The 26,281-nt window shown below is 56.1% G+C and carries 19 protein-coding genes; 4 read left to right on the top strand and 15 right to left on the bottom strand.

The window, feature by feature from the left end; genetic code table 11:
• Nucleotides 1-374: 374 nt before the first annotated feature.
• The 9 genes from AC0YNU_RS26255 to AC0YNU_RS26215 all read right to left on the bottom strand — a co-directional run bounded on the left by AC0YNU_RS26255 (nucleotide 375) and on the right by AC0YNU_RS26215 (nucleotide 11,571).
• Nucleotides 375-2,231, bottom strand: a complete 1,857-nt coding sequence (locus AC0YNU_RS26255) for a cache domain-containing sensor histidine kinase (RefSeq protein ID WP_475761781.1) — start codon at nucleotides 2,229-2,231, stop codon at nucleotides 375-377.
• Nucleotides 2,224-3,864 carry a response regulator transcription factor gene (locus tag AC0YNU_RS26250; RefSeq protein WP_475761779.1) on the bottom strand — a complete coding sequence of 547 codons (1,641 nt, stop codon included), beginning with the start codon at nucleotides 3,862-3,864 and terminating at the stop codon, nucleotides 2,224-2,226. Before AC0YNU_RS26250 ends, AC0YNU_RS26255 begins: the two co-directional genes overlap by 8 nt.
• 142 nt (nucleotides 3,865-4,006) lie before the next feature.
• A complete protein-coding gene (locus AC0YNU_RS26245) occupies nucleotides 4,007-5,272 on the bottom strand; it encodes an FAD-dependent oxidoreductase (protein ID WP_475761777.1) in 1,266 nt (421 codons plus the stop codon).
• A 68-nt stretch (nucleotides 5,273-5,340) separates the two neighbouring features.
• A complete protein-coding gene (locus AC0YNU_RS26240) occupies nucleotides 5,341-6,888 on the bottom strand; it encodes an extracellular solute-binding protein (protein ID WP_475761775.1) in 1,548 nt (515 codons plus the stop codon).
• A 75-nt stretch (nucleotides 6,889-6,963) separates the two neighbouring features.
• Nucleotides 6,964-7,833: a carbohydrate ABC transporter permease gene (locus AC0YNU_RS26235; protein WP_475761773.1), complete on the bottom strand. Its 870-nt coding sequence runs from the start codon at nucleotides 7,831-7,833 to the stop codon at nucleotides 6,964-6,966.
• Nucleotides 7,834-7,845: 12 nt separating this feature from the next.
• Entirely contained in the window at nucleotides 7,846-8,712 is an 867-nt protein-coding gene (locus AC0YNU_RS26230) for an ABC transporter permease (protein ID WP_475761788.1), read from the bottom strand.
• A gap of 279 nt (nucleotides 8,713-8,991) precedes the next feature.
• The gene (locus AC0YNU_RS26225; RefSeq protein WP_475761771.1) at nucleotides 8,992-10,008 is read right to left on the bottom strand and encodes an SDR family oxidoreductase; all 1,017 of its coding nucleotides are present in this window, start codon (nucleotides 10,006-10,008) and stop codon (nucleotides 8,992-8,994) included.
• A gap of 170 nt (nucleotides 10,009-10,178) precedes the next feature.
• A complete protein-coding gene (locus AC0YNU_RS26220) occupies nucleotides 10,179-10,523 on the bottom strand; it encodes a DUF5658 family protein (RefSeq protein WP_475761769.1) in 345 nt (114 codons plus the stop codon).
• A gap of 118 nt (nucleotides 10,524-10,641) precedes the next feature.
• Nucleotides 10,642-11,571: a methyl-accepting chemotaxis protein gene (locus AC0YNU_RS26215; RefSeq protein WP_475761767.1), complete on the bottom strand. Its 930-nt coding sequence runs from the start codon at nucleotides 11,569-11,571 to the stop codon at nucleotides 10,642-10,644.
• A 185-nt stretch (nucleotides 11,572-11,756) separates the two neighbouring features.
• Here AC0YNU_RS26215 and AC0YNU_RS26210 point away from each other — a divergent pair, with 185 nt between their 5' ends.
• Together AC0YNU_RS26210 and AC0YNU_RS26205 are read left to right on the top strand one after the other, a co-directional pair.
• On the top strand, nucleotides 11,757-12,698 hold the full coding sequence (locus tag AC0YNU_RS26210) for a MerR family transcriptional regulator (RefSeq protein ID WP_475761765.1): 942 nt from the start codon (nucleotides 11,757-11,759) through the stop codon (nucleotides 12,696-12,698).
• A 668-nt stretch (nucleotides 12,699-13,366) separates the two neighbouring features.
• The gene (locus AC0YNU_RS26205) at nucleotides 13,367-14,539 is read left to right on the top strand and encodes an MFS transporter (RefSeq protein WP_475761763.1); all 1,173 of its coding nucleotides are present in this window, start codon (nucleotides 13,367-13,369) and stop codon (nucleotides 14,537-14,539) included.
• Nucleotides 14,540-14,755: 216 nt separating this feature from the next.
• Here the strand turns inward: AC0YNU_RS26205 and AC0YNU_RS26200 are convergent, their stop codons facing one another.
• The 6 genes from AC0YNU_RS26200 to AC0YNU_RS26175 form a co-directional block, all read right to left on the bottom strand.
• Nucleotides 14,756-15,670 carry an alpha/beta hydrolase fold domain-containing protein gene (locus AC0YNU_RS26200; protein ID WP_475761761.1) on the bottom strand — a complete coding sequence of 305 codons (915 nt, stop codon included), beginning with the start codon at nucleotides 15,668-15,670 and terminating at the stop codon, nucleotides 14,756-14,758.
• A gap of 29 nt (nucleotides 15,671-15,699) precedes the next feature.
• The gene (locus AC0YNU_RS26195) at nucleotides 15,700-16,185 is read right to left on the bottom strand and encodes a nitroreductase family protein (RefSeq protein ID WP_475761759.1); all 486 of its coding nucleotides are present in this window, start codon (nucleotides 16,183-16,185) and stop codon (nucleotides 15,700-15,702) included.
• Nucleotides 16,163-16,561, bottom strand: a complete 399-nt coding sequence (locus AC0YNU_RS26190) for a hypothetical protein (RefSeq protein ID WP_475761757.1) — start codon at nucleotides 16,559-16,561, stop codon at nucleotides 16,163-16,165. The genes AC0YNU_RS26195 and AC0YNU_RS26190 overlap by 23 nt, the downstream gene beginning before the upstream one ends.
• A 170-nt stretch (nucleotides 16,562-16,731) precedes the next feature.
• Nucleotides 16,732-18,867, bottom strand: a complete 2,136-nt coding sequence (locus AC0YNU_RS26185) for a glycoside hydrolase family 31 protein (protein ID WP_475761755.1) — start codon at nucleotides 18,865-18,867, stop codon at nucleotides 16,732-16,734.
• A gap of 37 nt (nucleotides 18,868-18,904) precedes the next feature.
• Nucleotides 18,905-20,692, bottom strand: coding sequence for a response regulator (locus tag AC0YNU_RS26180; RefSeq protein ID WP_475761753.1), 1,788 nt, complete (start codon nucleotides 20,690-20,692; stop codon nucleotides 18,905-18,907).
• A gap of 33 nt (nucleotides 20,693-20,725) precedes the next feature.
• A complete protein-coding gene (locus tag AC0YNU_RS26175) occupies nucleotides 20,726-23,431 on the bottom strand; it encodes a response regulator (protein WP_475761751.1) in 2,706 nt (901 codons plus the stop codon).
• A 276-nt stretch (nucleotides 23,432-23,707) separates the two neighbouring features.
• Between AC0YNU_RS26175 and AC0YNU_RS26170 the strand changes: the two genes are divergently transcribed.
• Entirely contained in the window at nucleotides 23,708-25,183 is a 1,476-nt protein-coding gene (locus AC0YNU_RS26170; protein WP_475761749.1) for a circularly permuted type 2 ATP-grasp protein, read from the top strand.
• Nucleotides 25,184-25,224: 41 nt separating this feature from the next.
• A complete protein-coding gene (locus AC0YNU_RS26165; protein ID WP_475761747.1) occupies nucleotides 25,225-26,202 on the top strand; it encodes an alpha-E domain-containing protein in 978 nt (325 codons plus the stop codon).
• The last annotated feature ends 79 nt before the right edge of the window (nucleotides 26,203-26,281 follow it).

Here is a 26,281-nt window from a genome sequence, read left to right as displayed (position 1 = left end):
ATTCATGGATCTCTGGGTTACCTGTCCCCCGTTCGATTTGCAGCTCAATTCAAGCAGCTCGAATTAGCATAAACAGACTAATTGAGTGTCCACTTTCTTGACAGAGGTCCATACGGATGGCTAATCGGCTCAAAATGCCCATTATATATAGCTAACAGTTGCCAGCAGGCTTATTGTGAGATTTCCGTGTACTATCTGCACATCTATGCTCAATAACGTCTGTCAGAACCGTTAGAGCTTCATTCGCAGCCTGAATCGTGGATTAGCATCGCTGACAACCGTTAAGTTTCCGTCCGAATTCACGCTGCATGTCCGGCAGCTTGTGGTGCTTGCGGGGCCAGTTTCAATTGCAGCCCGCTGCCGCAGCACGATGACTACCGCTCCTCGCGCTTGGCCTTCAGCCGCACCAACACCGTCGTTCCGGCACCGAGCTCCGAAACGATGCGAATGCCGTACTCGTCACCGGCATACAGCTTGATCCGCTCATTGACGTTGAACAGCCCGTAGGAGCTCCCGCCACCGTCGCCGTCGCCCCTGACCTCAGGCAGCGCCTCCGTCAGCAGCTGGCGGACCAGCCCCTCGTCCATGCCGATGCCGTTGTCCGACACGGCGAAGAGCAAGTCGCCGTTGTCCTCCCGGGCCGAGATCGTAATGAGGCCCTGCTTTCCCTTCGCCTTGCGGATCCCGTGCAGCAGCGCGTTCTCGACGATCGGCTGGAGGATCAGCTTCGGCATCAGGCAGGCTTCGACTCCGGACTGTACGTCCAGCTCGAAGACGAACGTATTCGGAAACCGGCTCTGCTGGATTTCCAGATACACCTGCGCGAGGCGGAGCTCGTCCTCCACGCTGACGATCGTCTTGCCCTTGTTGAGACTGAGCCGGAAATATTTCGCCAGGCTGTCGATCATCTGACTGATGTCGCTTGCGCCTTTGCCGATCGCAATCCAATTGATCGTATCCAGCGTGTTATAGAGGAAATGCGGATTGATCTGCGCCTGCAGCGCCTGAAGCTGCGCCTCGCGTTCATGAAGCTCTGCCTTGTACTTCTCCTCGACCAGCGTCCGTACCCGGATAATCAGATGATCGACGCTCCGCTCCAGCATATGAAAGTCCCCATTGACCGGCGACAGCTCGTTCAAGCCTTCCGAGCCTTCCTTGCGAATGACGGTAATGACCTGCTTCACCCGGCGGTTCATTCCTCTGACGATAATCGCGAGCAGCACGAATGGCAGCGCCAGGAATAAAGCGATATACTCCAGCAGGGACGTCCACTCCGACCGCTGCGTCAGCTTAACCGCGCGGTGCGATAACTGCGAGTCTGTCCCTTGCGCCACCAGTCTCCATCCGACGGGCGACAACGTCGTATAGAGTACGTCGTTAACGTCGCTGCCCTGCTTGAAGGAATGGCTGCCCTCGCCGCCGTGCTTCAATACGTCCTGCACGGCCGAATCGACCTTGGTCCCGATCCGCGTGCGATCCGGATGATAGACGATGGTGCCGGAAGCATCCACGAGATAGACCTGCGTACCCGGGGAGAATTGCAAATCGCCCAGTATATCCGCGATCAAGCTCTCCTTCACGTCAATCATGAGCACGCCCGAGATCCGGTCAAAATGATTCGGATCGCGGAGCATGCGGGCGGCAGAGAACACGCGCAGATCGCCTGCGTCCAAGTAGCTTTCCTCATAATCCCCCGTCCACACGATGCCCCCGCTCGCTCCGATGATCGGCGCATACCAAGGCCTGTCCTTCAAGCTGTCGAGCGAGAAGAAATTGACGCGCTCCCCCGCGTACAGCTTCGAGCGGTCGACGAACAGCCGGACGCGGAAGACGTCGGAATTCGACTGTACCGTATCCACCAAGTACCGCAAGTCCTTAATGACTTGCAGCTGCACGGCGATCGATCGATCATCCGGGCCGATGGACAGGTACGAATGAAGATTCCCGTTCATGAAAGCCGCGTTGCTGATATCCTCGATATGCTCCAGCCGATAGGACAAATTGCTTCCCGCTTGCCGCAGCGTCTGCTGCATCGTCCGAATGACCTCGTCCTTCAGGATCTTGGCCGAGCGCTCGTAGTAGCCATAGAGGAAGAGGCCCGCCGGCACGACGATCAGCAGCAGGTAAGCGATCAACCATTGGCGCGGGATGGTGAAGCGGCGAAGAAAACGCAGGCCCGCTCCAGCCTTCACGGCCCATTTTCCCCGAACGCCGCCGCCCTCGCTACGCATAATTCTCCCGGTAGACGCTTGGCGTTACGCCCGTCGCCTTCTTGAAGAGCTTCGTAAAGTAACTGGGATCCGTGTATCCGATCGCGTTGCAGATGTCATAGAACTTGTACTGCGGATCGCGCAGCAGCTCCTTCGCCTTCTCGACCCGAACCTGCGTCAAATATTCGTTGACCGTCTGCCCCGTCTCCTGCTTGAAGAGCAGGCTGACGTAGGTCGGCGTCAGATATACTTCCTTGCCGATCTCCGCAACGGTCAGCCCGCCATTGGAATAGCTCCGCTCGATGATGGCCCGAACACGCTCGACGAGATTGGCCGTCTTGCCGGTCCGCTTCTCGCGGATCCGATCGCAGGCCGCCATCGCATGCGATTCCAGCAGCTGCCGCATCTCGCCTAACGTCTCCTGCGCGAGGAGCGCTTCCCACAGCGTCGATTCCGCCGATTCCAGCTCGGGAGACTGCACGTTCAGTTCCATGAGAAGCTGTCCGACCGCGAGCGCGAGCTGCAGGCAGACGTTGCGGCCGTATTTCAAGCCATCGCGCCTGCTGCGGTTCAAGTCTGCGAACACCCGGTCGAAGATGTCCTTCAGTTTGTCCGCATCCGCCGCCTTGAGCGCGGACAAGAGCTCTTCGTGATCCGCCGGATCATGGCGATCATACCCGCCTTCATCCGTCTCGGGGCTGCGCAGGCTGTCCATCGAGATGATCCGGTTCTTGCCCAAATACCACTTGTGGTCGGCCGCTTCGCGGGCTCCCTTGTACGCTTCGGACAGCTCGGACAATGCCGTCACCCGTTCGCTGATGCCGATCGTGACGCCGATCTTCAGCCACTGCTCCAGATTGGACCGCACCTCCCCGGCCAGCGCGAGAATCGCTTCAACCGCATCCGAAGAGGACGCTTCGTTCTCGTCGCTTCCCCGTAGAATGCCGATGAACTCCCCCGTTCGGTGCTCGAAGGCGTATCCGCCGAGATAACGCTCGATTAACTCTCCGAAGATATTCAGCACGGAATACCACAGCAGCTGACGGTCTCGTTCCGTCCGGCTGCCCATTTCGCCCGCCATATCGTCGACGGAAATGACCATGACCCAATAAGCCGCATCCACCGGCAGCCCGAGCCCAAGGAAATCGAGCCGTTCGCGAAGATCCTGCTGCGGCACCCCGCTGCCGATCAGCGACAGCAGGAATTTCTCTCTCAGCAGCGGCATGCCTTCCTTCAGCTTGACCTGCAGCTCTTCTTTCAGCCGCCGTTCCGCGCGCTCCGCATCCAGATCTTCCACGACGCGCTTGATCACCGCACTGAGCTCGTCCAGGTTCACAGGCTTGAAAATGTAATCGACCGCGCTCACCTTCAGCGCGGACTTCAGATAATCGGCATCGTCATGGCCGCTGACGAAAATAATCTTCGACCCCGGGTAGCGCGCGGACACCTCCCGCGACAGCGTAATGCCGTCCATGGTCGGCATGCGCACGTCCGTCAGGATCAAGTCGGGCGGTTGCTGCTCGATCATGCCGAGCGCCACATCCCCGTCGTCGGCTTCTCCCATGACTTCCACGCCGAACGACGACCAATTGAAATACGTTCGCAAGCCCGCTCTTACCGTCGGCTCATCGTCCACGATCAGCAATTTGTACAAGGCGCTGTCCTCCCCTGTCGGATTCTCGAAACGGCCGAGCCCCAGTCGGCTGCGCGTACGCAAGTCGGCTGGGGCGGCGGAACCGTTATTCTGCTAAGCCAAGCTCTAGCTTCCGCTGCGAGCCGCTCCTGTTATCGTCGCTTCAGACTTCGATCGATTGCCCGAGGAAGCGGACGCCTTGACGCGCCAGCTCCGCATGCAGCTTATCCATCGGAACGTCCTTCATTGCGCCCCCGCCATCCAGCGTGACCGCGGCCGCAGCTCCCGCTGCCTGGCCGAGCGCATAGCAGGTGGCCTGCACGCGCATCGAAGACATCGCCACGTGCGTAGCCGAGATTGCGCGGCCGGCCACGAGCAGGTTGTCGAACGCTTCCGGCACCATGCAGCGATACGGGATGTCGTAGCCGTCGACCTGGCGTTCGTCGGTCGTTTTCTGAGCATCAGGACTATGGATGTCAATCTCGTAGTTCGTCTGCGCGACCACGTCCGGGAATCGCGTGCCCTGCACGACGTCCTGCTCGGTTAGCGTATAGAGGCCCTCGATCTGATTCGTTTCCCGAACCCCGGTTTGCGGCGCGATATGCGCGATCGCATACGTCTCGAAACCGGTGCGCTGCAAATAGTTGGCGATCGAAAAGACCTGTCTCAGCGCCTCCGTTTCCGCGTAATTGACGTCTTCGATCTTCGCACCGTTCGCTTTGACGCGGGACATGTTGACAAGCAGCGAGCCGTCGCCGTTCCGCTCCCAGTAGAGCCTCCGGCCTTGCGGCAGATCGGCGACGTCGTTGTAGACGTAACAGCCTTCCGGCAGCACCTGCTTGACCGACTTGCCGGTATCCTGCATCGTGAACATCAGCGTCATCGGCTGGGTTAGTCCGTCGCCTTCCCGGCCGGCATGGTATGGAACGCCCGCATCGATCGCCACCCGGGCATCGCCCGTGCAGTCGATGAACACGTCGGCCTCGAACGCCCGGAGCCCTTCGCGAGTCGAGACGACGACCGCCTTGATCTCGCGGTCCTCACGCACCGCGCCGACGAACTCGCTGTGGAAGAACACCTGCACGTTCTCCTTCTTCATCTTCTCGTTAAAATATTGCCGAAACAGGAACGGCGAATACTGCGGCGCGATCGATTGATCGTGGCCCTCCGGCAAATATTCCGCCAGCATCTCGGCAATCAGCTCGCGGTAGATCCCCGTCACGTTGCCGACGGGCATGAAGATGCTGACGTTGGCCAGCGTGCCCATGCCGCCGAGCTGCGCGGATTTCTCAAGCAGCGCGACCCGTTTCCCGCTTCTAGCCGCGGAAATGGCCGCCGCCGTGCCCGCAGGACCGCCTCCGATGACGACGACATCCGAGTGCGAATAGGTTTCGACGTTCCGTTTAAACGAATAATGAGTGCTTTCCATGAATAGGACTCCTCTCAAGTCAAGCAGGCGGCAGCTCCCGTGACGCGAGCCGCCGCCGCTTGCGGCGATTATTTCGTCGTTGCGTACCAGTCGTTGATTTCCTTCGCGCTGGCTTCTTCCCCGGCTGCTTTGTACTTCGCTTGGAACGCTTCCAGACCGGAAAGCGACTCCGCGCCCGCGATCAGCTTGATGGTGTAGTCGCCGACCATGGATTCCAGCTGCAAATTGTCCTTCGCATATTCCGGCATATACGGGGCCAGACCAAGCTTGTTTTGAATCTTAACGTCGGCCGGCTGTTTGTTGTTCAGGAAGTCGAACGCTTCGAACATCACCGGGCTCTTGCGCACGCGGGCCTGCCAGTAGAGCGGATAGTTGGTTTCGTCCGTGCCCGCCATGTAGTTGTTCGCCAAGTTGCGCTCATCGGTGAAGATCGGCAGAATCGGCGTATACGCGCCGTTCTCGAATTTGAAGTGCTTGCCTTCTTCGCCGATCGCCATGTCCTTGAACGTCTCGGGATCCAGGCTGGCGTTGATCCATTTGATCGCGTCTTCCGGATGCTTAGAGGCCTTCGGAATGAACGTCAGCCGGTCAAAGCCGGAGTTGGCCGCGAAGCCTGCTTTGCCCGCCGGTCCTTTGAGCGCCGGCACGAACGCGAACTTCGCGTCCGGCGCGGTCTTCGCGATCGCATCGGAGATGGTCGGGATGTCGGCCCAGTGGACGATAATGGCGCCCGCTTTGCCGCTGGAGAATTTCTCTTTGGCCGTCGCGTCCTTGTTGACGACGAATTCTTTGTCGAGCAGTCCTTGTTTGTACAGGTCGGACATGTAAGCAATGTAATCCTTGTACGCCGGATCGAGCACCCGCGGCACGAGCTGGCCGTCCACGTCGTTCCACGTATTCGGCAGGCCGAACGCGCCGACGATGTTATCCAACATCGGAAGGTCGCCGCGGATCGTGAGCGGAACGTTCTGATTGCCGTTGCCGCCCGGATCCTTGTCTTTAAACGCTTTCAAAACGGTCGTCAGTTCGTCGGTCGTGGTCGGCATCTGAAGGCCCAGCTTCTCCAGCCAGTCCGTCCGGATCAAGATGCTGCTGTTCACGGCATACGTGACCGACGTCGGAATCGCGTACAGCTTGCCGTCCACCTTCAAGGCATCGATGGATTGCTGCGAGATCGCCGTCTTGATGTTCGGACCGTACTTGTCGATCAGCGGAAGCAGGTCGACCAGCGCGCCCTTCTGGGCATAGTCCGAATAGAGCGCCATGTCGCTATAGGCCGAAACGAGGTCGTACGGATCGCCGGAGGACATGATCAGGTTCAGCTTCTCGGACGGCTTATCTTGCGGGAGCATGTCGTACTTTACTTTGTAGCCTGTCTTCTCTTCCAACAATTTCGCGACCGGGTACGTGTTGTAGTCCTCGTTCTGCCAGACATCCAGCCGTTTCAGTTCCGGTTTGGAAGCATCGTCGCCGGAAGCCACATTCCCCCCGTTCGCTGCTTGATTGCCGGTATTCGCATCCTTGTTCCCGTTGTTGCCCGACGAGCAGGCCGCCATCATTGCCGCGAGCAGCATAACGATGACCGTAACCATCCCTAATCTCTTATAATTCCGCATTGCATGACCCTCCTAAATATAATATATATCATTAATCTCGCAAGCATCCCCGCAAGAATTAACGCATGCCTGATTTCACCCTTTGACCGACCCGATCAACACGCCTTTGATAAAATATTTCTGCAGAAACGGATAGATCAGCAGAATCGGAACCGTCGACGCGATCACCGTCGCGGACCGCACGCCTTCCGCCGGGACGTTCATCCGATCGTCGGCGCTCAAGGCCGAGGACGTATCGGCGTTCATGACGATGTCCTGCAGATACAATTGCAGCGGCTTTAAGGATGAACTGTTGATGTAGAGCATCGGGTTAAAATAATCGTTCCAGTAATACACGGCGTAGAACAGTCCGATCGTCGCGAGGACGGGCCCGCTCAGGGGCAGAATGATGCGGAACAGAATCGTGTAATTCCGCGCCCCGTCCAGCCGGGCGGACTCTTCCAGGCTCGGCGGCAGGCTCTCGAAATAGCTCTTGATCACCAGCAAATTGAACACGCTGACGAGCGCCGGCAGAATGAGCGAGCCGAGACTGTCGATCAAGTGCAGCTGGCGCACGAGCAGATAGTTCGGAATGATGCCGCCATTGAACATCATCGTGAAGATGAACAGCACGATGATGACGCCCATGCCCGGGAGCTCCCGCTTCGACAGCGGGTATGCCGTCATTGCCGTAATGAGCAGGGACGCCAGCGTCCCGATCACGGTAACAAGCGCCGAAATGAACAGCGCATGCAAAAATTGATTGTTCGTCGCCACGAACCGCAGCGTATCGAGCTGAAACCCGACGGGGAAGATCCCGACTTTGCCCGCCACGATTGCCCACTCTTCGCTGATCGACTTGGAAAAAACGTTCGCGAACGGGAGCAGCGTAATGAGTCCCATCGCGGTCAGAAAGATATAAATGAAGGCGTCCAGCACGTAATCGCCCGTTTTTTTACCGCGCATCTCGATCGCCTCCTACCATATGCTGCGCTGCAGAAATTTTCGGCTGAGCATGTTCCCGATCACGATTAGCAGAAAGCCGACCGCGGAATTGAACAGGCCGACCGCCGTGCTGAAGCTGTAATCCTGCTGCCCCAGCCCGATGCGGTACACGAACGTGCCAATGACGTCCCCGCTCTTGTAGACCAGCGGATTGTACATCGTCAGGATTTGCTCCGTACCCGCTTCCAGCAAGCTTCCGATCCGTAGAATGAACATGAGCATGATCGTGGGAAGAATGCCCGGCAGCGAGATCGACGCCATCTGGCGGATTCGTCCGGCGCCGTCGATCGCGGCCGCCTCGTACTGCTCCTGGTCGATGCCCGCGATCGCGGCGATGAAGACGATGGCGTTCCAGCCGATCTCCTTCCAGCCTGCGGTGAAGACGACCACGCTGCGGAAGAAATGGTTGTCCGTCAGGAACGAAATCGGATGCCCGCCCAAGGAGCGAATGATTTCGTTCACCAGCCCGCCGGACGGCGAGAGGATATTCAGGAACAGCCCGGAAATGATGACCCACGAGAGGAAGTGGGGCAAATAAATGATCGTCTGGAGCGTGCGCTTGAAGAACATGCGCCGCACTTCGTTCAGCAGCAGCGCGAGCACGATCGGGATCGGGAATAAGATCACGATCTTGTACAGGCTGATCAGCAGCGTATTGCCGAGCACCTGCAGAAACTCCTCCGAGTGAATCAGCTTCCGAAACTGCTCCAGCCCCACCCAGTCGCTGCCCTTGATGCCGCCGAAGATGTTGAAATCCTGAAACGCGATCACGATGCCGTACATCGGCGTGTATTTGAATAAGAGGAGGAAGATCAACCCCGGAATCAGCAGCGCGTACATATCGAGATTGCCGCGAATCAGCTTCCACCTGCTTGTCTGCTTGCGCGCCCGCCCGACAGCGCCCGGCTGCTCGCCAGGAATTGCCTTTCCCTCTATCGCAAGATCGATCTTGCTCATGACCGTCACCTTCTTTGCTTCTGTCGTGTCTTTATTGTAGAAGAATCGACTTTGCGCCAGTAGAAGACAATCCTTCGATTTCTGGTCGAATCGTATAGAGATTCGGACATGCAAAAAAGGGAGCCCGCAATCGGCTCCCTAAATATGCCCTATGATAGTCCTCTACTCTCTGATCGCCGCCAGCGCCCCTTCGAGCGCCCCGATTACCCGATCGCACCACGCATCGAACTCGCCGTCCTCCGCTTGGAGCTCCGGATGAGCTAAGATGTGATCCACCGTTCCTCGGATTCCTTGATCGAAGCGCGTCGTCGCGACGAAGCCCGGCACGAGCCGCTTCAGCTTCGCATTGTCGAATACGACGGAGTTCGCCTTGTCCCCGATTAGCCCGCCCGTGTAATCCTCGCGGCTGCATGCGGCGAGAAATTCCGACGACACGTGAACCGCCTGCAGCTTCACGCCGAGCGCGTCCGCGATCGCCGCGTAGATCTGATTCCAGGTCAGCGTCTCGTCCGACGTGATCTGAACCGACTCTCCGATAGCATGCAGATTGCCCATCAGTCCGATAAAGGCTTTCGCGAAATCGCCGTTATGCGTCATCGTCCACAAGGACGTGCCGTCTCCGTGGATGATAACGGGCTTGTTCTCCAGCATGCGCTTCGCGACCTGCCACGAGCCTTTGCTGCCATGGACGCCGAGCGGAATGGAACGCTCGTCGTACGTATGGCTCGGACGCACGATCGTGATCGGGAACCCGTTCTCCCGATACTGCTTCATTAAGTAATCCTCGCAGGCGATTTTGTTGCGGGAATACTCCCAATACGGATTCGCGAGCGGCGTGCTCTCGGATACCCGATAATCGGACAGCGGCTTCTGATAGGCCGATGCCGAGCTGATGAAGATAAACTGCTTCGTCTTGCCATGGAACAGCCGATAATCCCGCTCCAGCTGCTCCGGACGAAAGGCGATAAAGTCGGCTACGACGTCGAATTGCAAATCTTCAATGAGCTGCGCGACATGCGCCTCGTCGTTAATATCCGCTTGAAGGGTCTTCACATTTGCCGGCAGACTCTCGTTACGGTTACCTCGATTCAGAAGATAAAGCTCGCAGCCGGCCTCCGATAATTGCTTCGTGATCGCGGAACTGATGATGCCCGTTCCTCCGATGAACAGCGCTTTCATACGCCACCTCCAACAAGAATAATCAAGCCTCTATAGGTATTCGCTTTGCGGCCGCATTGTCCTCCACCGGGAGAGTTCCCGTTCCGCCCTTCCAAGACAAAACCGGCCCCCGTTTAGACGGAGAAGCCGGCTTTGTCTGGATCTTCATTGTCCCTTTAACCCTTTTGACCTTACTGCCAGCCTGCCGCGACGATAACCAGCCACACGATATGGTACACGGCTACGATGCCATAGAGCATCGTCACGGGAAGAACCCACTTCGTAATGAACGAAGGCCTGTTCACGCGCCTTACCAATGTGAGCAGAAGCAGCGGCAGGATGAGCTTGTACGCATAGAAGAGCAGAATATCTGTTTCGTACAGCATCGCGGCAAAAGGATTCGCTTCTTGGATCACCTGCATGCGGAGGCCGGTATCCGTTGCCATGGCATCGAAGAAGGATAACGCCACCAGCCACACCGGCAAACTTCTGCTCATCTGCAAGTCAGCCCAAGAAGCGGTCAACCGAGTCCGCATGACGCCTCGCCTCCGTTTGATACAAATTGTATCATAGATAGGCATGACATGCATCCTCGATGTCGTTACAGCAGCTTATCGGGGCAAGAATCTATGGCGATGCCTTGCCTCGTCAGCTTCACCCCATCGCCGTGCTCAACTCCTTAGCCTGCGCATCAAGAAGCCGCGAAGCTTCGCCGATGCTCATGAATTCATCGAGGGCAAGCCGGATGCGGTGCTGGCTCTCGGCGACCACCTGCTGGGAATGCTTCGTTCCCTGAGCCATCTCCTGCACATGCGCGATGATTCCTTCCACGTAGCCGCCGACTTCCTTGGCCGCCTCCTGAACCTGCGCCGCCAGCTTGCGGACCTCGCTCGCGACCACGTTGAAGCCGCGCCCATGCTCGCCCGCGTGAGCTGCCTCGATGGCGGCGTTCAGCGACAAGAGGTTCGTTTGCGAGGCCACTTCGCGAATCGTGCGCACGATTCCCCGAATCGAAGCGGTCTGCTGCTCCAGCTGCTTGAGCGACTCGATATTGCCATCGGCTCCTTCGACTGCTTTGGCCATGGCCGATTCGACTTCATGACTCCTGGCGATTCCCTCGTTCGCCCGGGAGAGCAGCTCCTCGGACATCTGCAGCAAGTCTCCGGTGATCTTGGTCGTCGCCTGCTCCCTGGCGTTAATATCCGTCGCGATCTTCAGAACCGCTTGAACGAGGCCATGCTCATCCATAATGGGCATATAGGCGGCCTCCAGCCATATCATACGGCCGTCCTTGGTAACTCGCATGATTTTATCCTGAAAAGCCTTCCCGTTCCCCAGTCCTTCCCACAACCTGCGGTACTCCGGGCTCGCCGCGAATTCGGGCGTGCAGAACCTGCGATGCTGCATCCCTGTCAGCTCTTCGGAACGATAACCGAGCGCCTTGGCAAAGTTGTCATTGGCCCATAGCACATGTCCCTGCAGATCGAATTGAATCATCGCCAGCGATTGTTCGATGGCTGCCAGAACGCTCTTCTGATCCAATACTTGCGTGGACGTAACCGATATCGTCTCGTTATCCTTCATAGCGGAGTCACCTGCACCCTTCCGATTTCGTAGCGGTTATGTATAGTTATTAACTTTAACTGTACAAAACCTATACATTATGTGCAAGTTTTTTCTATTTTTTTCCTAGATTGCTGTCGAATACTGCGCCTTATAGTCACAACCGTACAGGTTATGTATAATTATCCCATCGGAGGGGTCATCGGATGTATAGTATTAAGAAAGTGGCAGAACTGCTGGGCATGCCTGTGGTCACCGTTCGCGCGTGGGAGAATCGTTACGGGGTGATCGCCCCTCGCCGGAGCGAAGGCGGACATCGCATTTACAGCGAAGAAGATCTGCTCAAGCTCCGTTTCTTGAGGCGGCAGCTCAAAGAGAACGGGCTCAAGATCAGCGAAGCGGTCCGTCTTCTGCGGCAATCGGAACCGACTGCGGAGATTGCGGACCTTGACCTTGCGTCGCAAGCCAAGGCAGAATCGATTCATGCTCTTACTCCTGCGCATGCAAACACGATTAATCGGCTCTATGACAGCTTGATTGCCTACGATTCGGCCAAAGCAAACGAGTGGATCGACTACGCCTTCTCGATGTGCGAAGTCGACGAGGTCTTCCATCGTATTCTTGTACCGGTCCTTTACCGGGCCGGAGCCGAATGGGAAGCCGGAACGATTACCGTCGCCCAGGAGCATTTTGCCTCTCAGCTGGTCATGTCCAGGATCAGCGCGTTCTTCCGCGTGTTCGCCGTGGATGCCGCGCTCCCGGTAACGCTCGCCTTCTGTCCCGAGGGCGAAAGCCATCACTTAGGCCTGATGCTCTTCAGCCTGTTCCTGAGGCAGAAAGGCTCTGAGGTCGTCTACCTCGGACCGGATACGCCATTCGACGGACTGCTGGACATGATGCGCAAGAAGCGCGTCTCCGTCGTCGCCATTTCCGTTACGGATCCGGACAAGATCGGGACGCTCGGGGATTGGATCGCTTCCTCCCTGCGGGTGGCGCCTTACATGCGATTCGTGCTGGGCGGGGCGGCGTTCGAGGCGCTCAAGCCGATTGCGCATGACCATGTGCACTATTTACAGGCAGACGACTGGGAACTGTGGTATCGCACGCACATCCGCACGTTGATCGGGCTTTACCTTGGCCCCGTCTAATATACCGCCTGCCACCCCTGCGCGCGGCAGCACAGAGACTAAGAAATAAGTGCAAATATGCAGTTATTCTTCAATGAAGATGCCCATCAGCGGCAAATAACTGCAAATGTGCAGTTATTTCGAGGTTTACTACTCCCATATCATGTTTCCAGCTAAAATAACTGCATTTTTGCAGTTATTTCTTGAATTCGTGAATGTATGCGGAGAATAACTGTATTTTTGCAGTTATTTCACACGTGCTAGCGACTGTGCAGTGGCGGAGAGCCCACATCAATGGGGTACGTTGTATGGGTTCGCGGTCTGGGACACGTGGTATGGGATACGTTGTATGGGGTACGTTGTATGGGATACGTTGTATGGGATACGTGGTATGGGATACGTTGTATGGGATACGTTGTATGGAATACGTGGTCTTGGTTCGCGGTCTGGGGTATGTGCTCTTGGTACGTGGCGTGGTGCTCTGCACAAGACAGTAGGCTAACCGCGTCGCCCGAGCTTGCGCGGACTACCCAAAACCTCGTTCGTTTCGCTTCCGGTATCAGTGCATAACAGCATTTCCGCTGGATTCGGAATAATGAGACCACTTTGAATAGGTTACACTTAGGGTACTCTGTCGCGTTATGGCGGCGATACTGAAAATCACGATAAAATTGGAGAACCTTACAAGCATGAGAAAGTCTACGCTATTGATTGTCGCCTTATTCGTTGCATCCTTGAACCTGCGTCCGGCGATTAACTCGATCTCGCCCTTGCTGGATAACATTAGAAGCACGCTCGGCATGAACGCCTCCGTGGCGAGCTTGTTGACCTCCATTCCCGTCCTCTGCATGGGAATCTTCTCTCCGTCAGCCGTGAAACTTAGCGGTAAATGGGGGATCGAGCGGGTACTTGGGTGGTCGCTGCTTGTCATCGGCCTGGGAACCGTCCTTCGGCTGTTCACGCATTCGACTTCGTTTCTGCTCATGACCGCATTCGTCGCGGGGGTCGGTATCGCGGTCGCAGGCCCGCTGCTTCCAGGGTTTATCAAACGCTATTTTCCCCAGCATGTGCCGCAGATGATTGCCGTCTATACGGTTGCTCTCACGCTCGGAGCAGGCTTGAGTTCGGGATTCGCCGGGCCGCTGCAACACGGGTTCGACTCTTGGCAGGGCGCGCTAGCCATCTGGGCCATTATCGCGTTCGGCGCGGGGGTTCTATGGCGCTTGTTCGTACTTCGTGGCGATCGGGGGCAAAGTCAGCCCGTTATCGCGGCCAAGCAAGTACGCCTGCCCTGGGGAAACAAAAGAGCCTGGCTGCTTACGCTGTCGTTCGGTCTCATGGCGATGCTGTTCTATTCCTGCACCGCGTGGATGCCGCAAATCATTCAAGGGATGGGCTACAGCAAATCCTACGCGGCCAATATGCTTACGATCTTCGTCGTCATTCAAATTCCGGTGAGTCTCGTACTGCCGATGCTGCTTCGCCGTTTCCCCTCCCGCCGGTTATGGCTGTTGATCAACACGCTGTTCGAGCTGGCGGGCTTCATCCTGCTCGTTGCCGAAGCGCCTCCGTGGCTTGCCGCTATCTTGATCGGGATAGGCGCGGGCGGATTATTCCCGCTCAACCTTCTCCTGCCGCTGGATGCGACCGACAATGCGCAGGATTCGGCAGCCTGGTCGGCGATGACGCAGTCCGCCGGCTATGTCATCGGAGCGACCGGTCCCTTTATTCTTGGCTGGATTCACGATGCGACCGGCAGCTTCGCTTCGGCGATCGTAGGGATGATGGCCATCAATCTCTTCATGATTGTCGTGCAATTCGCCGCTACGGCGATAAGCAATAACCGCCTTGCCGCGCATTAAGCGAAGACGAATCACAACAGAAACACAACAGAAACACAAAAGAAACACAACAGAAACACAAAAGAAACACAACAGAAACACAAAAGAAACACAACAGAAACACAAAAGAAGGGCTATCCCGGCTCGCCTCCAGTGGCTTGCGTGCGGGATAGCCCTTGCTCATTTAGTTTTGAGTTCCTACTTGCTCCGGCATTAACGGGGCCGAGATCAACAGAATTATCTAGCATCCGGGCCTTTTAGATACGCATCGATAAAATCAAGCACGCGATTCACATTCTCCGTCGTCTCGAACGCCTCTCCGCCGTGGCCGGCGCCATCCAGCAGGTCCAGCCGCACGCGTTCTTCCCCGGTCGCGCGCACGAGCTTCTCGTAGAGAATAACCGACTGCCGCACGGGAATTAACGGATCCTGCGTGCCATGCTGAATCAAGAACGGAGGCGCATGCTTCGAAATATAGGTCTCCGGGTTAGCTGCCTTCACTTGCTCCGGAAGCTCCGTAATCTTCCCGCCGAGCACCAACGATTCCGGCGAATCCGCGTCATCGTGGACCTGCAAAGGCTTCACGTCGCTCTCCAGAAACAGCTCATCCATCGTCAGGAAATTCGTCGGTCCGAACCAGTCGACTACAGCCTGCACCTCGCACGAGTACCGTGCATGGTCCATGCTTACATCGTCTAACTCCTTCGCATGCGCGGATGTGCCGGCCAGCGCCGACAGATGCCCGCCCGCGGAACCGCCCCACAACGCAATTCGCCCGGCATCCAACCGGAATCGCGCAGCGTTGGCCTTCACCCAGCGAATCGCAGCCTTCACGTCATGAATCTGCGCCGGGAATATAGCTTCGCCGCTCAGTCGGTAGTTGATGGAGACAACCGCGTATTGCCGGCTTAATCCTTGCAGCATGGGCTTCAGCTGACCATCGGCCTTGTCTCCGAATTGGAACGCGCCGCCATGGACAGCCAGGATCAGCGGGAATGGCCCATCGCCCGCTTCGGGCAGATAGATGTCCAGCTTCTGACTTGGAGATGCGGAACCGTAAGGCAGGTCGAGCCACTTCCGCTTGATCGAATCCGTATTAACAAATTCGATGCCGCCATTGCGGCGCGGCCTTTTATTTGCTTGTTCAGACATGAGCTTCACTCCTTATTCGACGATGAGGGTTAAGCTAAATAGGTGATTTTGGAAGCAAGCGGCGTTCTTGGCCGAGCGACTGGCTCCTCCGCCGCATAGCCGATTCCGAATACGCCGATCACATCATAATCCTGCTGAACGCCTAGAATCTCGCGATTCGAAGCGGAAGCGCCCAAGGAAGCCCAGTACGCGCCGACGCCCGCAGCATGAGCGGCTAACAAGAAATTTTGGACGAAGCAGGAGACGGCCATCACGTTCTCGTCCCGTTCGAACGGCGTGGAGCCCGGTTTGGACAAGACGGCAAGCACGACGGGCGCATTGCCGAAGTCCGTCTTATGGCGTAATTGCGCACGGGTGTCCGGCCCGACGAACAGGATTTCCCACGGCTCATTCAAGCGATGGTTCGGCGCGTAGCTTGCGGCCTCCAGCCAGGCATTCAGTTCTTGCTCTTGAATCGGCCGAGGGGTAAAGGATTTAATCGTACGGCGGCTCTTAATGATTTCCGTTATTGTCATGCGTCTCTTCCTCTCCATTCCCTGCTTGTTCTTCTTGCTTGGGCGTCGGTTGATTGGTTGCTGCTTGTTCGGTTGTCGCTTGATTAAACGCCTCTTCCTCGGGCGCTTCTCGGAGCTCGAACGCATGGATAAACTCCTGGATGACGGAATCGACGGCCTTCAATTCCCCGCTCAGCACTTGCTTGATGGCGTCGTATTCCGGCTGGTTCAGCTGCTGCAGCAAAGTGGACCGTTTGATTTGCAGCGTCTCGAGAAACGCGATCGCCCTGCCTCGGCGAAAGGTTTGCGCGCTTTGAAAACGGTGTTTTCCTCGGCCTTCATGCTCGTGACCCCGATGCCCGCCGTGACCGTGATGCCCATGTCTGCCTTCACGCATGGTTAATCTCCCCCTTTAATATCGTATACATTCGTATACAATTAACTCATGTATACAAATGTATACCTCGCACATGGGAATGTCAAGGAGAAGAACAAGAGGGAAAAGAACAAAAAAGAAGAAGGGGCTTTCCCTTTGCCAGGAAAATCCCCTTCGCTCCAGTCATGCTATTATTCGTCCGACGGCCTGTACGTCCACGTCATCTCTCCATACGTGAGCGCCTGATCGTCCTCTCCCTGCGACGGGCCAGAGCGAATGACGCTTGTGCCGTCCGTATGCAGGTCAATCCAGCGGTAATGGCCCGCTTCGTAAGCCGTCGTTTCCCCGTCATCGTCGTACAGGCGGAATACGCCGGTCTTGCTTCCGTAGCATCGAATCTCCAGAGACACCTTCTCCCCCGGCCGCGGCGCGTTCGGGCGAACGGGCATCAACGGGATCATCCCGCCGTCTTTGACGAAGAGCGGAATCTCGTCGAGCCCTGCCGCATAGTCGATGAATCGCCCTCCCTCATGTCGAATGCCGGATTGGAATTCATACCAATCTCCCGGCGGCAAATACACCTTCCGCGATGTCTCTCCCGCGAATAACGGAGCGACCAGGATGCTCGCCCCCATCATATATTGGTCATCGATGCTGAAGTCTTCCCCGTACAAGCCGTACGGCGCGGCGGAAGAATCGAACTGGCCGAGATCTTCCATCGCAGGCTGCTTCTCGCATGGGCGTCCCATCTCCATCGCCATAGGACGGAAGGGCGGTATCCCCTCCTCGCGGTATGCGGCGAAGGCCGAGTACAGATACGGCATCAGGCGCATTCGCAATTCGATCGTCGATCGCACGATGGCCTCATGCTCGGGAAAGGACCAAGGCGCGGTCCCGCTTGCCCAGCCGTTCAGCATCGCGAGCGGCGAGCAGCAGGTCGTCTGCAGCCTGCGGATGAACTCCTCCGCCGTATCCGCCTCTCGCAGCTCGGGCGTCCACAGAAGCCCGCTGAAGCCGGAGTTGCAAAGCGCGCGCACATACTCGCGGTGGCCATATAGATCCGAGTAGAGCACGTACGGCTTGGAAGCGCCGCCGGCATTCGTAGCGCGGACAAGGCCAAACGTACGCATGTTATTCGTCTTAAACGCGCGCTCCGTCATATTTTGCATTAACAGACCGTATATCTGCCTCATTCGCCCGCCATCGAGTCCGGACGGGAATCGCGCCTGCGCCGGAAACATCCAGGAGTTGCCCGTCAGCTCGCTGCCGTCGACCTCGTCGATTTTGTAGCCGGAGACGCCGATACTCACATGCCGCCGCTCGTGCTGCCGCTCTAAGATCGCCGCCGCTGCCGGCACGGTATAGTCCGGCGCGATGCCGCACCAGACGGAATGCGTGCCGGCATAAGGCAGCAGCTCCTCATAGATCGGCGCCTCCGGGGAAACGTAGGGATGCTCCCAAAGATTAATGCGGAAGCCTTCCTCGGCCATCGACCGCACGAACGCCTCCGGATCCGGGAATCGCGCTTCGCTCCATTCGTACGATACCGGGTACGCATGCGAATGCCAGCCCGGCTCCAAACCGATGACATCGCAAGGTATGTTCCGTTCTCTGAATTGCCGCGCCTCGCGCAGCGTCGCCTCTCCGCTCGCATGGATGGACACGCGATGCCAGAATCCGAGCCCCCAGCGCGGCGGAAGGACGCCTCCCCCGCTGAACAGGATATATCGGCGCACGGCATCGAGCAGGGACGATTCACGCTGCTCCGCGGAGGCGCTGCCGGCGAATAGATAGACGGTTGCTCCTTGCTCGTAAGGGATCACGACCTCCAATGCGTCCGACAGCGGGGTGGCCATCCAGTCCGCGTCATCCACGCGACTTTTCACCGCCGGCGGATGTTGGCTGTCTACTCTCACCGCCGAACCGGCATAGACGGTAAGGGGGCGCGCAGAGTCGACAAGGACGGCATACCCTTCGCTTGTGACCCAGAACGGCAAGGGCGCGTGGGTCTCGCCCGTATCTTCCTTCGGGTCGCTGTTCACGCGCAGATACCGCGTGCGGCCGCGATGATTCGTCCGCATGAACTGCAGACCGAATCCATAGATGCGTTCCGAGTCCTGAAGCGGCATCTGTATGACTGTTCCCTCCGGAGAAACATAAGCTTCGATCGCATCGGGAGATAGCGGCATCGCAGCATCCCCCATCCGTTCCAGTGCATCCCGCTTCGGCTGCACGGCGGCTATGCTTAGCGGCATCACCGTCTCAGGAACGCCAACCGTCCCTTTCCATATTCCCGCTTCGACCTTCGTCCAATTCCAGGCTAACAACTCGATTCCCCCCATGAGATCATGTACCAGCCGCCCGTTATCGCAGGTTGAAATTCACAAAAAAAGTCGTGCCCCGATCGCTTGTTTTCACCTTGATCACCGCATTATGGCGTTCGGCAATGCCGTAGCAGACCGATAAGCCCAGGCCCGTCCCGTTGGACTTCGTACTGAAGAACGGCGTTCCCAGCTTCTCCAGGAATTCGCCCTTGATCCCTTCGCCCTGGTCTTTGACCGCAAGCACGACTTGGTTGTCGTCGGCATAGGTCTGGATCGTCAGGCTGCCGCCGGAAGGCATCGCGTCCAATCCGTTCAGGACGAGATTCAGCATGAGCTGGCGAATCTCTTTCTCATCCAATTGAATGAGCGGGCAGTCCTCGCACAGTTCCAGCGCAATATCGTGATTGCCCGTCATCGCCTTGGATTGAATGAGCGGAAACAAGGTTTCGATCACCGTGTTGAGCTGCTTTAGTTTCCGACTCGTCGGGGCTTGAGCGCCCACGGCCAGAAATTCGGTCACGATGCTGTGCACCCGGTCCAGCTCTTCGATCATAATGTCGGTATATTCCTTGGACGGGTTGCTCTTGGATAATTGCAGGAAGCCGCGCACGGTCGTCATCGGATTACGGATTTCGTGCACGATGCCGGCGGCCATCTCCCCTGTCAGATTCAATCGGTCCAGACGAACCATTTCCTTCTCCAGGAACACGCGGTCCGATATATCGGTGACCACGTTGAGAAGGCATTCTTCGCCATGGATCTGCATCACTTCGTTGGACAGCAAGCCTTCGCGCAGCTCGCCGGCTTTGGTCATGTACCGAATGCGGACATTGCGCGCCGGCTGCCACGGATCATGCTTGTCCGAAGCCGATTCATTCTTCGCATCGGTATCGACGATATACTGGAGCAGATCCGAGGTTCGGTTAATCACTTCGTTCTTGGTGAAGCCGGTCGCGTGGAGCAAGCTTTCATTGACGTCTATGTATCGTTTGTCTCTCATCGATCGCAAGGCAATCAGGCACGGCGTGGAATCGAAAATTTTGCGGAAGCGCTCCTCCTCCATCATTTTGCGATCGGTCACATCCCGGATGGAGCACACGTAGAGCTGTTGTCCGGCGATTCTCGCTTTGCCCACTTGGATATCCACGGGGAACGGAATGGCATCCCTGCGTACCGCCGTTGTTTCAAGGAGCGGCGCGGCGTTGTTCGCCTCGGCGAACAGAAAGGCGGACAACCCGGGTACAATCCGGTCAATCGGCTGGCCGATCAGCTTATCGGGCAAAAAGCCGAACATTTGCGCCGCTGCCGGATTCAGCGTCTGCATCGTCCCTTGCTCGTCAACCGTGACGATCGTGTCGTTGGACGTCTCGCCGATGACCTTCAATAATTCATTCTGATGCTTGATTTGCTCCTGATAGAGATAGATTTGGACGAAAGCTTCGATTTTCATTTTCAAGGTCTCGGGATGGAACGGTTTGAAAATATAATCGATGGCACCGACCGCATAGCCGTGCTTCACGTGTTCTGCCGCCTGACTGATAGCCGTGATGAAAATAATCGGAACAAACTTGGAGCGTTCTCTCATCTTAATAAGCCTGGCCGTTTCAAAGCCGTTCATGCCCGGCATCTGAACATCCAGCAAGATAACGGCGAATTCCGTCGTCAACGTATGGCGCAATGCCTCCTCGCCGGAACGCGCGCTGAACAAGCGATAATTCGGAGAGACTAGAATCGCCTCGAGCGCGATCAGGTTTTCCGGCCGATCATCCACCATCAAAATATTCACTTGTGAATCCATAGGATTCAACTTCGCGGAAAACCGATCCATTTCGCTCCAACTCCTTGTAACCGTATGTACTGCCTATCGTTTGAGCCAAGTATGAATAATGGCAAATAACTGCTCCAGCTTTACCGGCTTGCTGACGTAATCGGATGCACCTGCTTCGATGCACTTCTCTTTATCGTCCTTCATGGCCTTAGCCGTCAGCGCAATAATGGGCAGCGACTCGAAGCCGGGCGTTTGCCGCAAGGCGCGCATCGTCTCATAGCCATCCATCTCGGGCAGCATGATGTCCATCAGCACCAGATCGACATCCGGGTGTTCGTTCAGAATCCTCAAGCAGGACAGCCCGTTTTCGACGAACAGCACGTTTACCTTCCGGCTTTCCAAGGCGATGGTCGTGGCGTAAATATTCCGCATGTCATCATCGACGATCAAGATCTTTTTCCCGATCCACACCGCGTCATCGAGTTCCATATCCAAGTCCTGCGGCGTTGCTGCTGCGGCAGGTTCGGCAATCGCTGCAGCCGATTCTTGATACAGAATGGAAGGGATGGCCGCGGCGCTTCGCTCCACGCAAGGGACTACGAGCGAGAAAACACTTCCTTGTCCGACCACGCTGTCAACGAGAATGGCACCGTTTAATAGACGAGCCATGTTTAAGCTGATCGATAGACCGAGGCCAGAACCGCCGTATTTGCGGTTCGTCGTCCCGTCCGCCTGCTGGAACGCCTGGAAAATCAGATTCTGCTTTTCCTTCGGAATGCCGATGCCTGTATCGCTGATCGAGAAGGCGATTCCGGTCTGTCTGGCAGCCGGCTTCTGCTCGGACAGCAAGCCGGGATGCGCGTAATGAATATGAAGCTTGACCTCGCCTCTCTCCGTAAACTTGAAGGCGTTGGACAACAGGTTCTTAATGATCTGCAATACCTTCTGTTCATCCGTGAATATGGCCTGAGGCAGATCGGGGTCCAGAATCGTCGTGAACGCAATGTCCTTCTGGCGGGCGACCGGCAGAAACTGCTGTTCCGCAAACTCGCTGATGTCATGCAAGCCCACCATCCCTTGGTTGAGCTCGATTTTACCGGATTCAATCTTCGACAAATCGAGGATATCGTTAATCAATTGAAGCAGGTCATTGCCCGATTGATGGATCGTATGGGCGTATTTCACCTGATTCGCATTCAAGTTGCCGTCCATGTTCTCTTCGAGAATGGTCGATAGAATGAGCAGGCTGTTCAGCGGCGTTCGCAGTTCATGCGACATATTGGCCAGAAACTCGGATTTATATTGCGAGCTGAGCGCCAGCTGCTTTGCCTTCTCCTCCAGCTGATTCTTCGTCTTCTCCAATTCCTTCGTCTTGTGCTCGGAGTTCTTGTACTGCTCCTCCAGCTTCTCGTTAATGCCTCTTAGCTCTTCGGACTGGCTCTGGAGCTCCTCGGACTGCGTCTGCAGCTCCTCGGTTAACACCTGAGACTCGACGAGCAGCTGCTCGACCTGCATGCGCCCCGTAATGCTGCTTACTACGCTTCCAAGATGAGCGGATACTTGCTGCAGCAGCGTTTGTTGAATCGGGCTGAAATGACCGAATGAAGCCAATTCGATGACGGCCGCGACTTGACCTTCGAATTGCACGGGCATAATCAGCAGATTGGCGGGCGCCGCCTTCCCGAGTCCGGAGCTGATCTGAATATAGTTGTCCGGAACCCCGCTTAGCAGGATGGTCCGGCATTCCAGCGCTGCTTGTCCCACGAGTCCTTCGCCGATCTTGAAGGAATGCTCCCCGATACCGGGCTGGTGGTAGGCATAGGAGGCCAGCTTGATCAGCTCCTGACGCCGGCCGGTGCCTTGATTCAAATAAAAGACGCCATAGCTCGCTTCGACTAGCGGGGTGATCGTAGTGATGAACAGCTGCGCCAACGCCTCCAAATTTTGTATCCCTTGAAATTTCGTCGCCATATCCGCCACGTTCGTTTCAAGCCAGCGCTGCTCTTGTTCAAGGATGGAATAGTTATTCAAGGTTTTAGCCATTTCATTGAAGGAACGGGCGATATCGCCAATTTCATCGGCTGAACGAACCTCGATGTGCGGCAAGGCAGAGAATGTTTTGGAATCCGGGGTGAAGCCTGTGATGACGCGTGTAATTCGGAAGAGGTTGCTCGTGATGCGATGAGAGAGGAGGAGTCCGATAAGCAGGGTTGACAGCAAGGTGACCACGGTTAACATAGCCGTCATATGGTTAACGAAATTGACCATGGAGGCATTGGACCTTTTCCCCTGATCCAATAAGGTCTGCTGCGTGTCGGCAATCTCTTTGGCGAGCGATCCCAGCGCCTGACCTCCCGGCAGCATGACATCCTTAAAGTAGGCCAGCGCTTCCTCCTGGTTATTCTTGGTGTCGATGCTATCCAGCATGCGCTCGTAGCTTCTCATAAAGGATTGATTGAGGCTCGTCAACTTCAGGAAATCCCCCTTCACTTCGGGCTCCGTAATCAACGATTCCGCTTGTCCTGCAACTACATTCAGCTGTTCATTGGATGTTTGGAGTTCTTTCAATACATCGGGATCATGGACGAGAAGGTAGTCTCTCAAGCTGTTGGTTTGCTCCAAGGACAAGTACTGAATATCCTTCGCCTTGCCTAGCACCGCTGCCCGCTGGTCCAACAACTTGTTGTAGGAATGATTCAACTTGTCGTTGTATAGATAAGCCGTAATATTCACAGCGGTTACAAAAAAAGCCACAGATAAGAAACCGATTAACAGCTTGCTCCGAATGGTGAATCTCATGCAGGCACCGTCCTATTTATTTGGTTAATAGTTAAGTTAATAATACATGATTTTCCTATATCTTACTTTGTTTATGAACAAGTTTCCTATCCTACAAAATGAGTATAAGAGGGACAAGCACGTTAAATTGTCATAAAATAGACACATTTACGCAGTGCGGATTCGACAACCTTCCATTAGGCGCATGCTCTATACTTAGCTGTGTTATCGGCATGTTACAAAAGTTTACACACTGATAGGGATAAAAGGATAAAACCAATGGAGGGATTCTGTCATATGGCCATGCTGATGATGAAAGATAACACGGCACACTTGTTCGCTGATTATGAACATCAGGCTTTTTACGATGAGATGTTTGAAGGACGGGGCAAAGTGAGAGCCCACTATGGCAGGACGCTTCAGCGGCTGGCTGAAATGGGGCTTGAAGAGTTAAAACATCGCGACGCGATGATGCAATCGGAGATGGTTACGCAAGGGATTACCTTCACCCTCTACGGGAATCATGCCGACGAGTCCGCTCAGGAACGGACGATTCCGTTTGATTTGCTGCCGCGGATCATAACGTCGGATGAATGGCTCGAGCTGGATCGCGGCTTGAAGCAGCGGGTGAACGCGCTCAACCGATTCATTTGGGACATCTATCATGAGCAGAACATCCTGCGAGACGGGCTGGTTCCGCGTGACATGGTCGTAAACAATCCCTACTACGTACCGGAGATGGCCGGCTTGGATGTTCCCAATGGCACTTATATTCCATTGTCGGGTATTGATATTATTCGCGGTCATTCCGGCGAGTTCTACGTGCTTGAGGATAACTTAAGGACGCCGTCAGGCTTGTCCTATGTCTATAAGAATCGCGATTTAATGACGAACTTATTCCCCAAATTGGTCTTTGACCACCAGATACGCCCGATTGATCAGGGCTTGAATGCGTTGTTAAGCAGCCTGCGCAGCTTAGCCCCTCATGGTAAGCCGGACCCTCGCGTCGTATTGCTGACCCCTGGCATTTATAACTCCGCCTACTATGACCATACGTTTCTAGCTCAGGAGATGGGCATTGACCTCGTCGAAGGCAGAGACCTCTGCGTCATCAACCGCGTCGTTTATTTGAAAGGCAGGCACGGTCTCCGGCAAGTGGACGTCATTTACCGGCGTATCGACGATGAGTATCTGGATCCGCGCGCATTCCGCAAGGACTCCTTGCTCGGCGTGCCCGGCTTGATGGACGCGTACCTCGCGGGGAATGTAGCGCTGGCGAATGCGCCCGGCACCGGGGTTGCCGACGATAAAGCGGTGTATGCGTTCGTACCCGATATGATCCGCTACTATCTGAATGAAGAGCCGATCTTGAATAACGTACCGACGTATATTTTGACGAGGGAGCACGAAAGAGAGCTTGTCTTATCCCGCTTGTCCGAGATGGTGGTCAAAGAAAGATCATTATCGGGCGGCTATGGCATGCTGATCGGCCCTTCCGCCACGGAAGAGGATATTCAGGCGTTCGCGGGCAAAATCGTTCAGCATCCGGAGCGGTACATTGCCCAGCCCACCATGAAGCTCTCCTGCAGCCCTTCGCTTGCCGGCAGCCGCATTGCTCCGCGCCATGTCGATTTGCGTGCGTTTACGTTTATGAACGGCTCCGACAGCTACACCGTACCGGGCGGACTGACTCGCGTGGCGCTCAAGCCGGGCTCGCTTGTCGTGAATTCGTCTCAGGGCGGAGGCACGAAGGATACTTGGGTATTGGCGTAAGCCGGCAGCAACCGACTTGATCTAACTACGAGGTGATGACGATGACGAATCGCAATGCGCAATTGCTGTTTTCGATCGGGCGCGATGTGGAACGAACAGATAACAATGCCCGCATCATTAGCGTCAACTACACGATGCGCCATGAGCTCATGGAAAGCGAAGAAACGTATGCCTGGGAGCGGCTCGCCGCGGCCGTTGGCGACATGAAGGAACTGAAGCGTCTCCATCTCCATGTGAACGAATGGACGATCCTCCACTATTTGACCTTCGAACGGTCCAATACGGAAGGCATGCTATCCCGCGTTCAGCAGCTCCGAACCCATATTCTCACGCTGCGCGCGATTCTGCCGAGCGAGCTATGGGATATCATCAATGCCTTCTACTTGTGGCTGAAGGATCAGGATGTCAGCAAGGTCATGATGCAGTCTCCTTATCTGTTCTACAAACGCATCAGCGAGAGACTCTCTCTCTTCAACGGCGCCGCGGATTCCGCGATGGTCCGGGGACAGAACTGGAACATGCTGCAGGCCGGGAAATTCGTCGAGCGAATGAGCAATACAGTTCGCCTGCTCCATGCCAGCTGCTGCAATCTAATCAGGGACGCGGTCTGGCTGAACGAAGAAGACCGCTATAACCGATTGATCGTTCTTCTTAAATCATGCGGCGGCTATGAAGCGTTCCGCAAATTTCATGCCGATGAGATGAGGCTCCCCGAAGTGACGGAATTCCTGCTGCTGAATGCCGAGTTTCCGCGTTCGGTCCAATTTGCGATCGCTTCCTTGCAGCGCGATACCGGACTGAATGCGCAGCAGCATCATTTGATTGCGCGGCTGTCCAATCAGGCAAGCGGCGTAATTGCTTGCGTACGCGCACATAAGCAAGCCGGCGGGAACTTCACCGAGGATGGCTTCCTGCTGCTGCAGCAAGTGCTGGATTCTTGTCATGAACTCCACCGATCGATTGTTGATGGCTGCTTACAAGAGGAGCTTCATGAAGAGATTACAAGCTACTCCATTTGAACTTGCACGGTGTCCGGTTCAGACCGTTGAATACAAGCTGCAAACAAGGCTGCCCCCGAGTCTCATGCGACTCCGGAGC

The organism is Paenibacillus sp. J31P316 (assembly GCF_056269105.1).
The sequence above is the reverse complement of the archived record's forward strand: the minus strand, read 5'-3'. Positions and strand labels throughout refer to the sequence as shown.